The 15,931-nt window shown below is 72.4% G+C and carries 12 protein-coding genes; 3 read left to right on the top strand and 9 right to left on the bottom strand.

All coding sequences use genetic code 11. The annotated features are described in order from the left end of the window. Window positions 1-24: 24 nt before the first annotated feature. On the bottom strand, window positions 25-2,454 hold the full coding sequence (locus tag C8K30_RS23345) for a glycoside hydrolase family 3 protein (RefSeq protein WP_233257391.1): 2,430 nt from the start codon (window positions 2,452-2,454) through the stop codon (window positions 25-27). Between the two features lie 230 nt (window positions 2,455-2,684). On the opposite strand from C8K30_RS23345, the gene C8K30_RS23340 reads away from it, so the two are divergent. After that, on the top strand, window positions 2,685-3,539 hold the full coding sequence (locus C8K30_RS23340) for an MBL fold metallo-hydrolase (protein WP_108495483.1): 855 nt from the start codon (window positions 2,685-2,687) through the stop codon (window positions 3,537-3,539). 189 nt (window positions 3,540-3,728) lie between these two features. Here the strand turns inward: C8K30_RS23340 and C8K30_RS23335 are convergent, their stop codons facing one another. From C8K30_RS23335 to purS, 3 genes are read right to left on the bottom strand one after another with little or no spacing between them, the layout of a single operon-like run. Beyond that, complete coding sequence (locus tag C8K30_RS23335; RefSeq protein ID WP_108495303.1) at window positions 3,729-4,994, bottom strand: GNAT family N-acetyltransferase; 1,266 nt, start codon at window positions 4,992-4,994, stop codon at window positions 3,729-3,731. Between the two features lie 27 nt (window positions 4,995-5,021). Further along, window positions 5,022-5,771, bottom strand: a complete 750-nt coding sequence (purQ, locus tag C8K30_RS23330) for a phosphoribosylformylglycinamidine synthase subunit PurQ (RefSeq protein ID WP_108495302.1) — start codon at window positions 5,769-5,771, stop codon at window positions 5,022-5,024. Beyond that, window positions 5,771-6,049, bottom strand: a complete 279-nt coding sequence (gene purS, locus C8K30_RS23325; RefSeq protein ID WP_108495301.1) for a phosphoribosylformylglycinamidine synthase subunit PurS — start codon at window positions 6,047-6,049, stop codon at window positions 5,771-5,773. Before purS ends, purQ begins: the two co-directional genes overlap by 1 nt. 210 nt (window positions 6,050-6,259) lie before the next feature. Between purS and C8K30_RS23320 the strand changes: the two genes are divergently transcribed. After that, window positions 6,260-6,961: a hypothetical protein gene (locus tag C8K30_RS23320; RefSeq protein WP_108495300.1), complete on the top strand. Its 702-nt coding sequence runs from the start codon at window positions 6,260-6,262 to the stop codon at window positions 6,959-6,961. Window positions 6,962-7,041: 80 nt separating this feature from the next. Here C8K30_RS23320 and C8K30_RS23315 read toward each other — a convergent pair whose 3' ends face one another. From C8K30_RS23315 to C8K30_RS23305, 3 genes are all read right to left on the bottom strand, one after another. Continuing rightward, window positions 7,042-7,800, bottom strand: coding sequence for a S9 family peptidase (locus C8K30_RS23315; protein ID WP_108495299.1), 759 nt, complete (start codon window positions 7,798-7,800; stop codon window positions 7,042-7,044). Window positions 7,801-8,232: 432 nt separating this feature from the next. Beyond that, window positions 8,233-9,585, bottom strand: coding sequence for a glycoside hydrolase family 6 protein (locus C8K30_RS23310; RefSeq protein WP_233257390.1), 1,353 nt, complete (start codon window positions 9,583-9,585; stop codon window positions 8,233-8,235). Between the two features lie 195 nt (window positions 9,586-9,780). Then, window positions 9,781-10,893: a LacI family DNA-binding transcriptional regulator gene (locus tag C8K30_RS23305; protein WP_108495297.1), complete on the bottom strand. Its 1,113-nt coding sequence runs from the start codon at window positions 10,891-10,893 to the stop codon at window positions 9,781-9,783. A gap of 63 nt (window positions 10,894-10,956) precedes the next feature. Between C8K30_RS23305 and C8K30_RS23300 the strand changes: the two genes are divergently transcribed. Next, window positions 10,957-13,185, top strand: coding sequence for a substrate-binding domain-containing protein (locus C8K30_RS23300; RefSeq protein WP_108495296.1), 2,229 nt, complete (start codon window positions 10,957-10,959; stop codon window positions 13,183-13,185). A gap of 113 nt (window positions 13,186-13,298) precedes the next feature. Here the strand turns inward: C8K30_RS23300 and purD are convergent, their stop codons facing one another. Further along, window positions 13,299-14,588, bottom strand: coding sequence for a phosphoribosylamine--glycine ligase (purD, locus tag C8K30_RS23295; protein ID WP_108495295.1), 1,290 nt, complete (start codon window positions 14,586-14,588; stop codon window positions 13,299-13,301). Between the two features lie 32 nt (window positions 14,589-14,620). Then, window positions 14,621-15,913, bottom strand: coding sequence for an adenylosuccinate synthase (locus tag C8K30_RS23290; protein ID WP_108495294.1), 1,293 nt, complete (start codon window positions 15,911-15,913; stop codon window positions 14,621-14,623). Between the last annotated feature and the right edge of the window lie 18 nt (window positions 15,914-15,931).

Raw genomic sequence — 15,931 nt, 5'->3', positions numbered from 1 at the left:
AGCGCCCGTCCTTAGCGCCTGCCCTTAGTGCCCGTCCTCAGGGGCCGCCGCGTTCAGAATCCGGCCTGCCACGGCCTCGCGGCCCTCCAGCTGCGCTACGTCCGACCTTGCGATCGCCTTCGACGCCGCCGGCGGCACGCCGTTCACCGGGTCGAGCACCGCGTCCTGCAGCGCGATCCGCTGGTCGTCGAGGTGCGACGTACGGCCGCCTGTCGACATGCCCCAGCCGAACGGGAACAGCGGGTCGTAGTCCGCGTCGCCGACGTTCACGACCGGGTCGTCCGCGGACCGCGGCCACGAGACCGGCAGCCTGCCCGTGAACCGCCGGTCGCCGAACAGCACGTCCGCGACGCCAGCACCCTCCGTGCCCGGGAGCCACGACGCGACGAGTGCGTCGATCGACCCGAGCTGTTCGGTGAGCACCTGCGGCCGCCCGGACACGACCAGGACCACGCAGGTCTTGATCTCGGCGCAGACCCTCTCCACGAGCTCGGCGTCGCCAGGTTGCAGCGACATCGACTTCTCCTCGCGGAACACCCCGCCGTCGGCTGGGTCGTAGGCCCACTCGGGCCCGCCGACGTCGCCGAACCCCTCGGCGTACGGGGTCTCGCCCACGACGACGACGCCGACGTCGGCCCCGTCGGTCGGCGCGGACGCGTCCTCGCTGAACGTGACGTCGTCGGCCACCGCCTGAATGCCCTCCAGGATCGTGGTGCCCTCGGTGACGTCGCCCGAGAAGCCCTGCCAGGTGCCGGTCCAGCCGCCCGCCTGGTTACCCAGGTTGTCGGCGTTGCGGCCCGCGACGTACACGCTCTCGTCCTCGTCGAGCGGCAGCGCGCGGCGCGAGTTCTTGAGCAGCACCTGCGACTCGGCGACGGCCTTGCGGGCGATCGCCCGGTGCTCGGCGGAGCCGATCTCGTCGGCGTGCGACCGGTCCGCGAACGGCTCCTCGAACAGCCCCAGCTCGAACTTCGCGGCGAGGATCCGGGACACGGCGTCGTCGATTCGCTCCTCGGTGACCTGGCCGTCCTGCACCGCAGCGACCAGCCGCGTGTGGAACCGCTCGAACTGCGACGGCTCCATGAACATGTCAATGCCCGCGTTCACGCTGGTGACGATCTGCGCGGTGGTGGGCGAGTCGGACGCGAGCGGCGGGATCTGGTGGATGCCCTGCCAGTCGCTGATGACGAAGCCGTCGAACTCGTGGTCGTCCTTGAGCCACCCGTTGATCAGCTCGTCGTTGGCGTGCATCTTCACGGGGTTGCCGAGGCCGTCGTCGGTCCAGTCGATGCTGGAGAAGCTCGGCATGACCGAGCCGACGCCGACCGCGAGCGCGGCCACGTAGGGCGGCAGGTCCACTGCCTCGACGTGGTCACGGCTCTGCTCGGTGATGCCCTGGTCGACCGTGTAGTCACCCTCGCCGGTGCCGTAGGCGGTGTCGCCGTCGGCCGCGAAGTGCTTGGCCGTCGCGAGGACGGACTTGCTGCTGTCCAGGCGCGTGCCCTGGAACCCGGCGACGGCGGCGGCGCCGAGCACGCTCGCGAGCGCGGGGTGCTCCCCGAAGGACTCGTACGTGCGGCCCCAGCGGTCGTCGCGCGCCACGCACACGCACGGCGCGAACGTCCACGGGATGCCGGTCGCTCGTGTCTCCGTGGCGACCATGCGCTCCGCCCGCGCCACCAGCAGCGGGTCGCGCGTGGCGCCGAGCCCGATGTTGTGCGGCAGGATCGTGGCACCGTTCAGGTTGCCGTGGCCGTGCACGGAGTCGACGCCGTAGATCAGCGGGATCTGCAGCCGCGTCGCGAGCGCCTGCGTCTGGAAGCCGTCGATGGCGTCGGCCCAGCCCTCTGGCGTGTTCTCGGCGGGCGGCGAGCCGCCGCCGCTCAGGACCGAGCCGAGGCCGAGCTCCGTGATGACCGCCGGGTCGCCCGCGACGCTCCCGCGCTCCGCCTGGGTCATCTGCCCGACCTTCTCCTCGAGCGTCATGCGGTTCACCAGGTCCGCGACACGCCGCTTGGTGGACAGGCGCGGGTCGAGGTACGGCAGGTCGTGCGCCCGCACGACGACGGCGGACGCACCCGAGACCTCGGCATCTCGCGACTCCAGGACCACGGGAACGGTCTCCGCCGTCTCGCCGCCGTCCGACTCCCGGGTCGGGATCCGGATGGAGCGCTCGGTGCCGGACGGCGTCCCCGCCGCGAACTCGATGGTGCCCGAGCCGGCGGCGTAGTCCGCGTCGGCCGTCGCGGTGCCGGAGCCCGTCCTCCAGTCGACGCTGACGGGCTCGGCGAGCGCGCCGTCGTCGGCCGCCCGGACGGTGAGGGTGACGGTCGCCGTGTCGCCGTCGTCCACGAAGGCGACCGGACCCGCACTGATGACCAGCTCGGAGTCTGCGGCTGCGGAGGCAGCCTGGTTCGCCTGGGTGGCCGGGGTGGGTAAGAGGAGAGTGGTCAAGGCTAGTGCTGCCGTGGCGAGTAGTGCGGGGACTCTGCGGGTGTGGAGGTGCTGCTGCGCCGTGCCTGGACTGGCGGACATCCTGGGGATCCTCTCGTCATTGGGAGGTGCTTACCGATCACACACCGGAGTCCGTCCCGGAACAACCCCAGTTGACCACTGGATATGGTGAGCCGGTGGACCTCATTGCCCCCTTTGCGAGGGCGTTGCGCGCCGACAACCCCGGCCCGATGACGCTCGACGGAACCCGGTCGTACGTGCTGCGTGCGCCCGGTTCGCGGGGCTGCGTGGTGGTCGATCCCGGGCCGGAGCTGGAGCCGCACCTCGCCGCGCTGGCCGGATCCGGCCCGGTGGACCTGGTGCTCGTGACCCACCGGCACGCGGACCACACCGGCGGGCTGGCACGGTTCCGGGAGCTGACCGGGGCGCCGTCGCGGGGTGCGCTGCCGGAGTTCTGCGCCGGGGGCGACGGCGCGGGCGTCTCTGACGACGGCGCGGGTAGCGCTGGTGGCGCGGGCGTCGGGCCGCTGGCCGACGGCGAGGTGCTGGACGTCGCCGGCCTGCGCATCGAGGTGCTGGCCACGCCGGGGCACACCGCGGACTCGGTGTGCTTCGTCGTGTCTGCGAGCGGCACCGCCGCCGAGGGCGAGCCGACGGGAGAGGCGACCGGGGCGACGTCGGACACAGTGGTGCTGACCGGTGACACGGTGCTGGGCCGCGGGACCACCGTGCTGGCCGAGCCGGACGGCTCGCTGCGGGACTACCTGGCCTCACTCGACCGGCTCTCCAGCACGGCGGAACGGCTGGGTGAGACCGGCGTCATGGGGTTGCCGGGGCACGGACCCGTCATCCCAGACCTCGGCGCTGCGGTGCACGCGTACCGCGAGCATCGCCTGGAGCGGCTGGACCAGGTGCGCTCGGCGCTCGCAACGCTCAGGGCGGAGCTGCCCGGCGGCGAGACGCCGCTCCCGGATCCGCTCCTGGACGCGGTGACCGCCGCTGTCTACACGGACGTCGAGCGGTCCGTACTCGGCGCGGCTCGCTCTTCGGTGCGCGCACAGCTGGAGTTCCTGCGGGAGCGGTGACCTCGTCGGAGAGTCGCCCCCGGGGGAAACATGTACCCCCGGGCTGTGTTGCTGACAGTAGACAACGTCTACTGTCAGCAACTCAGCCCCAGCGGATGATCTCTCCCCGACACCCGACGCCCGGGTCGCACCCACACGCACCAGCACATGTCCAGGCTTGTTGCGTATGAGGGAAACCAGCAAGAAGACTTACGCGAGCTTCCTGCCCAGGAACAGGAGCTCCGCGTTCTGCGGGTCGTCGTGCGGCGGGAACGGTAGTACCGGCCGGTAGCCGGCCCCCACGTAGAGCCGCAGCGCCTCGGGCTGCCGGACGCCCGTCGCGAGGTACAGCGCGAGCCCGCCACGGCGTCGGGCGGCGTCCTCGATCTGCCGGACCAGGGCCTTCGCGACGCCCGCCCGCCGGGCGGACGGGTCCACGAACACGCTGCGCATCTCGAAGCCGCCGGGGTCGTCGGCGCTCGGCTCGGCGCCCGACTGCGCGAGCCCGGCGTAACCGATCAGCGGGTCCATCGTGAGGTGTGCGGGACCCACCTGCGCCGCCGCGAGCGTCGCGCAGCCGACCGGCCGCCCGTCGAGCGTCGCCAGGAAGGTCGCACACGCGGCGCGCCCGCGCTCGGCGTCAGCGGCGTCGTACCCGCCGCGTGCCTCGACGTCGCGCACCAGGTCGGGGTACAGCTCCCGCAGGAAGGCCCACATGCCGCGCCGCAGCGCCGCCGCATCGGGATCGCCCCAGGGCACCTCACGAATCTCCGGGCCCGACGACGGAGCGGGCAGGCGTTCGGCAGCGGCACCCGCCACCGCGCCGCCGTCCACCGCGCCGCCGTCCGGCACACCGCCGTCCGCCACGCTGCCGCCCACCGCGCCGCCGTCCGCCGCGCCGCCGCCCACCGCGCCGCCGTCCGGCACACCGCCCGGGACGCTCTGCGCCGGGACCAGCCACTTCCCGAAGCACCGCGAGTCGGGCTCGTCCGCGAACACGCCGAACGGCTCGACCGGGTCGTAGCCCAGCCGCAGGTACAGCCCCAGCGACTCGGGCTGCATGAGCCCGCTCTCCAGGATCAGGTGCCGCACGCCCGCGGCGCGGGCCGCGTCCTCCGCCGCGTTCATCAGGGTGCGGGACAGCCCGCGACCGCGGAAACCCGGCGCTACGTACACGCGCTTGACCTCGGCGGTCCCCTCGGGGTGCAGGCCGCCCTGGTGGTCGTCGCGGCCCGACAGGTCGCGCATCGCGGCGTGCCCGGCAGGCTCGCCGCCAACACGCAGCAGCAGGGTCGCGAAGACGATCGAGGGATCCACCTGGTCGCGCGGGTCCGGCCCGGCCGTCACCGAGGGCATGCCCGGCTGCGCGTACCGCAGGTCGATCTCGCGCTGCTGGTCGGCGCGGAGGCGCACGGCGTCGGCGTGGTCCCAGGCGACCGTCTCGATAGCGGTATCCGAGAGAACCTCAGCGGCCATGCGTGCCTGCCCCGGCCGAGCCGACGGTCACGCGTGGACCAGCGAGGACAGCACCGACGTGAAGAACGTCAGCCCGTCGACGCCGGCGCGCGGTCCCTCGGCGGACGCCGGGCCGAAGCCGGCCTCCACCGCGTGCTCCGGGTGCGGCATGAGCCCCACAACGTTGCCGCGGTCGTTGGTGATGCCCGCGATGTCGCGGCGCGACCCGTTCGGGTTCCAGCCGTCGTACCGGAAGACGACGCGGCCCTCGCCCTCGAGCTCGTCGAGGGTGCGCTCGTCGGCGACGAACTGGCCGTCCTGGTTCTTCAGCGGGATCGTGATCCGCTGCCCGCGGCGAAACTCGTTGGTCCAGGCGGTGCGCGCGTTCTCGACGATCAGCGACTGCTCCCGGCACACGAAGTGCAGGTGGTCGTTCTTGACCATCGAGCCCGGCAGCAGGTGCGCCTCGGTGAGGACCTGGAAGCCGTTGCAGATGCCGAGCACCGGCATGCCACCCTTGGCGGCGTCGACCACCGCGGCCATCGCCGGCGCGAACCGGCTGATCGCGCCCGCGCGCAGGTAGTCGCCGTAGGAGAACCCACCGGGCAGCACGACGGCGTCGACGTCCTGGAGCGACGCGTCGGCGTGCCAGAGCGACACGGCTTCGGCGCCGGCCAGGCGCACGGCGCGTGCCGCGTCCCGGTCGTCGAGCGTGCCGGGGAACGTGATGACGCCGATCCGGGCGCCGTCGATCCCGGGCACCGCCACGGCGCCGGACGCCGGCCCGGTCACCGACATCAGGCGCTCACCGTCGCGCCGGTCACCTCGGCGGACGCGTCGGTCACCGACACGACGTCCTCGATCACCGGGTTGGACAGCAGGGTGGCCGCTGCTTCCTGAGCGGCGGCGAGGATCTCCGGCGTCACCTCACCGTCCACCTCGAGCTCGAACCGCTTGCCCTGACGCACACCGGAGAACTGGGTGAAGCCGAGGCGCGGCAGCGCTCCGACCACAGCCTTGCCCTGGGGGTCCAGGATCTCGGGCTTGGGCATGACCTCGACGACGACGCGTCCCACGAAGGCTCCTTGAAGGTGAGGGAATTACTGGCAAAGTCTACTGGCGCTCCGGGGTGCCCCGCCGTCCGGCGGGAGTGACCTGCGCCGCGGCGCCGCGGCTGCCCCGACGACGCCAGATGAGAGGACTCTCATCAACTTCTCCTCACCGCCTCATCCCGTCACGGAAGCGTGTCCGCATCCGCGTCATCGGGTCACCAGAGGAGAACTTCAGTGCACACGCGAGCCGCCGTAGCCCTCGGGCTGGAAAACCGTCCCGTCGTGGGCCTCTTCGGCATGCTGGTGACGGTGGCCCTCGGCCTGAACCTGATCTTCCTCACGCACTCGTTCCTGGGGATCCCGGAGTGGACGGGCTTCCGGTTCGCGATGGAGCGCAGCGTCCCTGAGGTGGTCGGGTACTTGTTCGCGGCGTGGGCGGCCGGGCTGGCGCTCTACCTCGCGATCGCGCACCGGCAGGTGGTGCTCGCGGGGTGGTCCGCGGTCTTCGCCGTGCTCCTGGCCGACGACTACTTCATGCTGCACGAGCGCATGGCCAAGGTGGTCTCCGCGAACGTCACCATCCCGTACCCGTACGGGCAGCCGGTCGGCGAGATCGTGTGGCTGGCGTTCATCGGGACGGTCCTGCTGACGGCCGTCGCCGTCGGGTACCGGTTCGCGGCGCCCGAGTGGCGGGCGGCGTCCCGCGTGCTCACGGTGCTCCTCGCGCTCCTGGTGCTGTGCGGCGTCGGGATCGACGCCGTGCACGGTTTCACGACGAACCGGGGCGTCTGGCACGTGGTCCTGAGCGCGCTGGAGGACGGCGGGGAGGTGCTGATGCTCGCCGTCGTCGTCACGTTCCTCTACGGGCTCGCGTTCTGCGGCCACCGGTCGACGCCGGAGACGCTGACGCGGAGGCGGGTGACGGCTCCGTCCTGAGGCATACGAGGTTCATCGCCGTTGTGCGGCGAATACGAAGACGTAGTCATCGTCGACGACTACCTTTTCGTAGTTGATCGTCACGCCGTCAGGTACTGGTCTGCCCAGGCGCTGATGATCCGGGCCGCGCGCTTGGCCTGGCCGGGCGCGGTGAGCAGGTGGTCGGCGCCCTCCAGGGACACGAACGAGCGTGGGTGCCGGGCCTCCCGGAAGATCTCCCCGGCGTTCGAGATGTCCACGGTGCTGTCCGTCGGCGAGTGCATCACCAGCAGGGGCGACCCGAGCTCCCGGATCTTCGACCGAAGCTCGGCCCGCCGGGCGTCCTCCACGAAGTGCCGCTTCAGCGTCAGCGCGCGCCCGCCCACCATCCACTGGGCGTGGCCCTCGTCGAACACCCGGCCCAGGACGGCGTCGTAGTTGTGCTCCGCGTGCCGCGGCTGGACGGGCGCGCCGATCGTCGCGACGGCCTGCACGCCCGGGACGTCCCCGGCGGCCGCGATCACTGCCGCGCCGCCGAACGAGTGCCCCACCAGGAGGTGCACCGGCCGGCCGCCGTCGGCCATGAACTGGGCGGCCCGCACGGTGTCCGCGACCTTGTGCGTGAACGAGCCGTCGCCCCAGTCGCCCTCGGAGTCGCCCAGGCCCAGGTTGTCGAAGCGGAGCATCCCGATGCCCTCGCTCGCGAGCTGCTTGCAGATTCGCGCCGCGGCCGGCGAGTCCTTGCCGAGCGTGAACCCGTGGGAGAACACGCCCCAGCCGCGCACCTCGCCGTCGGGCAGGTCGATGATGCCCGCGAGGCGCGGCCCCGTAGTGCTCTCGAACGTGACGCGCTCAGCCACGGCTACTCCCCTGTCGACAGGCCGCGATATTAGCGTCACCCAAGTTTCCCGGAGATAAAACCGCCGCACACCAAGACCTGCGGGCGCGGCGGCCACGCCAAGCCAGCCCCGCCCGCCGACCCGCAAGTCACTACCCACTCCCGCCGCTCGAGCCGAAAGATACGTGTCGATCATCGCCAGTTTGGACCGGCAACTTGCGGCTCGGCGTACACACAGGCCAGCAACCTGCGGTTCGGCGTCCGAGGCTGGCCGGATTGACGGGCATCTTGCGGCTCGGCCCTCGCGCTGACCAGTAACTTGCGGCTCGGCGCGCCCGGACCGGCGGGACGATGAGGGGCAGGGCCACCGCGCTGTGGCCCTGCCCCTCGGTACCTGGTGCTGCCCCGCGCCCGGTTCCGCTCCGCGCCCGGTTCCGCTCCGCGCCCGGTGCCCCTAGCCGATCGCGGGGTACGCGTTCGCGACGAGCATCTCGAACTGGGCCTGGAACCAGTGGCCCGACAGCGGCGCGTCCGGGAGGGCGCCCGTCAGCCGCCCGCCCAGCTCGCTGGACTGGTACGTCGGGTCGCACATGCGGTCGAGACGCTTGCCCTCGTCGTTCGGGATCTCCACCGACGAGCCGTCCGACTCACCCGGGGGCTTGACCCACACGAATGCGTCCAGGTGCGACTCGGCGTGGCCCGACGGCGTCACGGTCGGCCGCTGGCCGATGCCGGCGCCCGACGGGTTGCACCAGGCGCCACGGTGGTTGCGGCGGTCCACCCGGGACTCGTTCACGTAGGTGTTCAGGTCGGTGGACGTGCTGACCGCCGTCGGACGGGCCGCGCCGCCCCAGCCGTTGCGCCCGGTGTCGATGAGCATGCCGATGCTCGACGGTGCGCCCTGCGCGATCATCAGGTCGTAGAGGTGTGCCGTCCAGTCGATCTCGTCGAAGTCCGGGTTCCACTCGAACCAGCCGGCCGACTTGACCTGGCCGCCGCCGACCTGGAGATCGGGGTTGGGCAGGAACGTCTCCTCCAGCGGCGTGGTGTTCGCCGTGTTGGTGACGAAGCCGGACACGGCGTCCCACCCGTAGGTGCTGCCCTCGATGACGTTCGCGAACTCCTGCGCGGAGCGGCCGGAGTTGTCGGGCCAGCCGAGCCAGCCCGAGTGGGCCGCGTCGAGGTAGGAGTACACGTTGCCGACCTCGTACAGCTCGGTGAGCGCGTACTGCACGCCCTCGCGGTAGTACGGCGCCGAGGCGACGCAGTCGGCGTCGGACTGGTTGGTCACGAGGTTGGGCAGCGAGTCCGGCTCGATGGTGGCGACGATCCGCAGGTTCTCGTACTCCGGCTGGTTCAGCAGCGCGGCGATCGGGTCGATGTACTCGGTCTTGTACCGCGCCATCCCCGCCGCCGTGGCGGGCAGCTCGCCGTTCGAGGCGAGGGCGTGGCAGTCGCGGCCCGGCAGGTCGTAGATGACCACGTTGAACACCAGGGGCGAACCGCCCGACTGGGCCACCGCTTCGTCGAGGTGCCACTGCAGGCCGTGCTGCCGTTCGGTGCCTTCGATCGCCGCTATGCGGTCCATCCAGACCGACGTCGGCTCGTCGGCGATGGCGCGCATGTCCGCGGCGACGCCGGGATCCCCCACCTCGGCGGCCGCCGTCTCGACCAACGCCGACCAGTCCGGGTTGACGTACTGCCCGGCCCCGACAAAGGGGTTGTCCTCGAGCGCGACAGCGGGCGCACTCGAGACGGCGACAAGCGCCGGAGCCGCGAGGAGAGCGCCCACTGCTGCAGCCGCCACTGTGCGTGACCTGCGTGGGGACGTGCCGCGTGTGCGGCGTGGTGCTGTGAACACGGTGACCTCCGTTGGCCGAACCGAGCGCGTACCGCGCCGGCCCGGGGCCGGACGGCGGCACACGCGCCGCGGCGGCTCGTTCCGCCGTGGCATGTCGTAACTTTGCCTACCGTTTGGCTCCGGCAGAACCGTCCTAAACGTTTAACCTCCGGCCGGAGGCGCCGTCGAGCCCCGCACCACGAGCCGGCCGACAGGCACGGTGCCCGACGGCGGCGCCTCGCCTCCCAGCGGGTCCGCCCCGGCCGCACGCCGGGACGCGACGGTGCCGAGCGCGGTGCGCAGCGCCCAGCCGGTGGCCCTCCCGAGCTCCTCGACGGGGTACGGCACGGCGGTGAGCGACGGCGTCGTCAGGTAGCACGCCGGCGAGTCGGTCCCGGCGACCACCGACAGGTCCCACGGCACGCCGAGGCCGAGCCGCCGGGCGACGTCGAGCACCAGTCCGGCGGTGGCGTCGTCGTCGGTCACTATCGCCGTAGGGCGGTCGACGGCGGAGAGCAGCGGGCGCAGCACCGCCAGCGCACGCTCGGGGCCGTCGCCCGCCACCGTGCGCAGCTCGATGCCGTACCGCACCAGCGCGGACTCCAGGGCGGCAGCCCGGCGCACCGGCGAGACGAGACGCTCCGACCCGGCGACCATCGCGATCCGCCGGTGCCCCAGGTCGGCGAGGAATGCTCCCACCTGCGCAAACGCGTCGCCGTCGTCGAGCACAACGTGCTGCCAGGTGGCCGGCGCGCCGGCCTCTGCCGCGCCCACGACCACCGCGGGCGCGGGGAGGGAGCGCAGTGCGGCGAGGCGCGCGTCGTCGACCCGGACGCCCGTGACGACAAACGCCGCGTAGCGGCGCTCGGTCCACCACCGGTCCATGAGCTGCGCGGCGTCGGCCGGGGAGGCCGCGACGTGCACGGCCAGCGTGAGCGTGTCCGGGCCGATGGTCTGGAGCGCGCCGGTCACGAGGTCGAGCGGGAACGCGGCCCGGGTGCCAAACGGCTGGTCGTGCACGACGACCAGGGCCGCGGCCGCAGGCCCGCTGCGCAGCGAGCGCGCGGCGGTGGCGGGCCGCCAGCCCAGCTCGTCCGCCACGCGGAGCACCCGCTCGCGGGTCGTGGCGGAGACCCCCCGACGCCCGTTGAGCGTGTAGGAGACGACGGCGGTGGACACCCCCGCAGCCCTGGCAACGTCAACAATCGTCGGCCGTCGCGCATGGGTCGAATAATCGGACACTTCGTGATCGTTCGGTCGCGACGTTGGGACCATAACCACGTAGCATGCACCCTCGGGTGAATTTTGCACAACGTCAACGAAGACGGGTGTATTTGCATGCTTATTGGAAAGCGCAGGTATGTCATCGGGGTGCTGTCCCCGGTGGTCGGTGGCTACTACTTCGGACGCGTGCTCGCCGGCATCGCGCGTACCGTCCGCCCGGACGGGCACCGCGTCGTCGCGGTGCAGACCTACCCGGCGGACCTGGAGCGTGAACAGTTCCCGGACCGTCCGCCGGGCACCGCGGCCGTGAGCCTCGGCCAGCTCGACGGCGTCATCGTCATCACCTCGGCCGTGAACGAGGCGACACTGCTCCGGATCGAGGACGACGGCACGCCGGTCGTGCTGGTCAGCCAGCGCGCGACCAGCATCGACGCCCCGGTGGTGACCCCCGACAACGAGGGCGGCACCCGCGCGGCGGTGGAGCACCTCATCGCGCACGGGCACCGGGAGATCGGGTTCCTGGGCAGCCTGCGGCAGGCCGACATCGTCGAACGCCACGAGGCCTACCTCGCGACGCTCGTCGCGCACGGCATCACGCCCCGGCCCGAGTGGCTCTACCGCACTGCCGACAACCAGGAGGCGAGCGCGGCGACCGTCGCGCAGGCCCTCCTGGGCGGCCCTGGGCTCTCGACGACGGCGACCGTCGCAGCTACCGACCGCAACGCGATCGGGTTCTCCCGCGTGCTGCAGGCCCACGGGCTGGCCCTGCCGGGCGATCAGGCGATCGTCGGGTTCGACCACTCCGAGGCGGGTTCCCGCGTGCGACCCCGGCTCGCGTCGGTGGACCCGCACCACGACCAGGTCGGGGAGCTCGCCGTGTCGCTGCTGCTCGCCCGGATCCGCGGCGAACAGGTGGCGGGCCAGCACCTGTCCCGCTCGACGCTGGTGACCCGCGAGTCGTGCGGCTGTCTCGACGCGCGGGCCGACACCCTCCTCGAGGGACTGCCCGCGCAGGAGGGGTCGACGGCGTGGCGGCGGCTCGGCGAGGTGGCGCGCGCGACGTTCGACGGCGCGGAGGCGCGCCTCGGGCCGGGCGCCGACCTCGAGTCCTGGATGCGGGGCGTGCAGCGCGTCTTCCGGAGCGCGGCGGTGCTGGGCCAACCGCCCACCCAGGCGACGCTCACGAGCCTCGCGGAGAGCACGCGCGCGCTGCGGCCGCACCCCGAGGCGCTCGAACAGCTCATCCCGGCGCTGCGGTCAGTCGAGGAGGAGTTCCGGGGACAGGTCAAGCGTGAGCAGAAGGCGTCCCGTCCCCCGAGCCGGGCGGCCCGCGCCCGCGCCGTCACCCGGACGGCGACCGACGTGCTCGTCGCCCTCAGTGCCGGGTGCACCCAGACCCTGCTGGCCCGGTCCGGGCGGCTGGAACGCACGATCACCGACCAGTACGAGCTCGACCTCGACCTGCTGCACGCGGACGGCCGCGCGATCCGCACGCTGACGTGGCTCCCGCGCGGGCACCGCGGCCCGGCCACGCTCGCCCTGTGGACCGACACCGAAGGGACGCACGGGCCGGGCACGAATCCGGCGGCCGCCCCGATGGACGGGGCACGGACGCTGGAGATCGTTGGCACCACTGCGGCGTCCCGGCAGGCGACGGCCCTGGTGGGCACGCACATGCCGGTAGGGAAGTTCCCGCCGCGCGCGCTGGCCGGCGAGGGTGTCGTGTTCGTGGTGCCGGTGACGTTCGGGCAGAGCGACTGGGGCATGCTCGCGATCGGCGGCGGCGTGGACACGCACGCCACGAGCTCCCGCGACAAGTACGACCACTGGGCGGCCATGGTCGCCGTCGCGCTCGACCGGGAGGACCGCCTCACCTCGCTGCAGCGACAGCAGGCCGCGCTCGCGGAGGCCGCGGACCGGGAGCGGGCGCTCGTGCTCGACCTGCGCACCGAGGTCGAGCGCAACGCGCTGGTCCAGGACGTTGCCCTGGAGGGCACCTGGGACTGGGACATCGCGACCGGGCAGGTCTTCTACTCGCGCACCTGGCGTGCGCTGGTCGGCCTGCCCGACGACGCCCCGTGCACCGGCATCGAGGAGTGGACCGGGCGCGTGCACCCCGAGGACGTGCGGACCGTGCAGATAGCGATAGCCCGGCAGCTCGCGGGCGACGCGGACCCGCTCGACCTGGAGCACCGACTGCTCGCGGCGGACGGCCGCGAGATGTGGGTGCGCTGCCGCGCCACCACCGTGACCGACGACGCAGGCATCCGCGCGCGCATGATCGGCGTGCTCATGGACGTCACTGGCATGCCGGCGCGGGAACGGCGGGGCGTGGCGCGCTGATGACGTGGAGGGATAGCGCGGGCGGAGCGTGTTGCGCTGCGTAGTACTTGTCTACGCAGCGCAACGCACCCCGCGGGTTACCTGTTTCTCCGGGCCGTCCGCGGGCCGCCGTCCTACGGGACGGTGACCTCGCCGCGCTCCGCCTTCAGCGCGATGTCCGTGCGGTGGTGCGAGCCCTTGAGGTCGATCCTCGCGACGCCCTCGTAGGCCCGACGGCGGGCGTCCGCCAGGTCGGTGCCCAGCGCCACGACGGACAGCACGCGGCCGCCCGCGCTGACCAGCTCGCCGGTCTCGGAGAGGCCGGTGCCCGCGTGCAGCACGTGCACGCCGGGGAGCGCCTCCGCGTCCTCGATGCCCGTGATCGGGTCGCCCGACCGGGCCGACGCCGGGTAGCCCTCGGACGCGACGACCACCGTCACCGACGCCTCGGGGCGCCAGCGCAGCGGCTCCAGCTCGGCGAGCCTGCCGCGCGCCGCCGCGAGCAGGATCGCGGACAGCGGCGTCGCGAGCCGGGCCAGCACGGACTGCACCTCCGGGTCGCCGAAGCGCGCGTTGAACTCCACAACGCGGGTGCCCCGGCTGGTCAGCGCGATCCCGACGTACAGGACCCCGGAGAACGGCGTGCCGCGGCGGGCCATCTCGTCGACGGTCGGCTGGGCGATCCGGGTCACCACCTCGTCGACGAGGCCCGGCGGCGCCCAGCCCAGCGGGGTGTAGGCGCCCATGCCGCCCGTGTTGGGGCCCTCGTCGTCGTCCCCGATGCGCTTGAAGTCCTGCGCGGGGACCAGGGGGACCACCGTCACGCCGTCGCACACGCAGAAGAGGGAGACCTCGGGGCCGTCGAGGTATTCCTCGACCACCACCCGGCCGTTCTCGTTGGCCAGGCACGCCTCGCCGTGCGCGAGCGCGGCCGCGCGGTCGTCGGTGACGACCACGCCCTTGCCGGCCGCGAGGCCGTCGTCCTTGACCACGTACGGGGCGCCGAACGCGTCCAGCGCGGCGGCGAGCTCGGTGGCGTCGGTGCACACGTGCGCCATCGCGGTCGGCACGCCCGCGGCTGCCATGACCTCCTTGGCGAACGACTTGGAGCCCTCGAGCCGGGCCGCCTCGCCGGACGGCCCGAACACCGGGATGCCCGCTGCCCGCACGGCGTCCGCGACGCCCGCGACCAGCGGCGCCTCCGGGCCGACGACGACCAGCTCGACGCCGAGCCGCTCGGCCAGCGCCGCCACGGACGCCCCGTCGAGGGGGTCGACCTCGTGCAGCGCGGCCGCCGCGGCGATGCCCGGGTTGCCGGGCGCGGCGTGCAGCTCGTGGACGGCGACGTCGGTCGCGGTCTCCCGGTCGAGCGAGTGGACGATGGCGTGCTCGCGGGCACCGGTCCCGATGACGAGGATCTTCACTGTGGCGGAGGGCTCTCTTGGTGGATATGGACTCAGCGGCTGTGGATGAGGTCGTGGACGGGGATGATCTCGTCGCGCTTGGGGCCCACGCCGATCGCGGAGATCCGGGTGCCCGACATCTCTTCGAGCGCCCGCACGTAGGCCTGGGCGGCCGGCGGCAGGTCCTCGAACGCGCGGGCCTTGGAGATGTCCTCCCACCACCCGTCGAGCTCCTCGTAGATCGGCTTCGCGTGGTGGAACGCCGTCTGGTCGGTGGGCATCTCGTCGTAGCGGACGCCGTCGACGTCGTACGCCACGCAGACCGGGACCTTCTCCATGCCGGTGAGCACGTCGAGCTTGGTGAGCACGATGTCGGTGAGCCCGTTGATCCGCGTCGCGTAGCGCGCGATGACGGCGTCGTACCACCCGGTGCGGCGCGCGCGGCCCGTGGTGACGCCGTACTCGCCGCCCGTCTTGCGGAGGAACTCGCCCTTGTCGTCGAACAGCTCCGTGGGGAACGGCCCCTCGCCCACACGCGTCGTGTACGCCTTGATGACGCCGATCACGGAGTCGATCCGGGTGGGCCCGACGCCGGACCCGGTCACCGCGCCGCCCGCCGTCGCGCTGGACGACGTCACGAACGGGTAGGTGCCGTGGTCGATGTCGAGCATCGTCGCCTGACCTGCCTCGAACAGGACGTTCTTGCCCGCGTCGAGCGCCTTGTTCAGCTCGACGGCGGTGTCCGTGACCATGGGCCGGAGCCGGTCTGCGTACTGGAGCAGCTCGTCGAGCGTCTCGTCCACCGTGATGGCGCGGCGGTTGTAGATCTTCACGAGCAGGTGGTTCTTCTGGTCCAGGGCGCCCTCGATCTTGGCGCGCAGGATCTTCTCGTCGAACAGGTCCCACATGCGGATGCCGACCCGGTTGATCTTGTCGGCGTACGCCGGCCCGATCCCCCGGCCCGTGGTGCCGATCCGACGCTTGCCGAGGAACCGCTCCGTCACCTTGTCGATGGTGCGGTGGTACGGCGCGATGATGTGCGCGCTGCCCGAGACGAGCAGGCGGGACACGTCCACGCCCCGCGCGATCAGCGCGTCGAGCTCCTCGAACAGGACCTCGATGTCGACCACCACGCCGTTGGCGATGACCGGCACCACGCCGGGCGACAGGATGCCCGACGGCAGCAGGTGCAGCGCGTACTTCTCGTCATCGATGACGACCGTGTGCCCCGCGTTGTTCCCACCGTTGAACTTGACCACGTAATCGACGCGGGAGCCCAGGAGGTCCGTCGCCTTTCCCTTGCCCTCATCGCCCCACTGGGCCCCGACGAGCACGACGCCTGGCATGGATCTCCACCTTCTCGA

Source organism: Promicromonospora sp. AC04 (genome assembly GCF_003058225.1).
Taxonomy (GTDB): domain Bacteria; phylum Actinomycetota; class Actinomycetes; order Actinomycetales; family Cellulomonadaceae; genus Promicromonospora.
The sequence above is the reverse complement of the archived record's forward strand: the minus strand, read 5'-3'. Positions and strand labels throughout refer to the sequence as shown.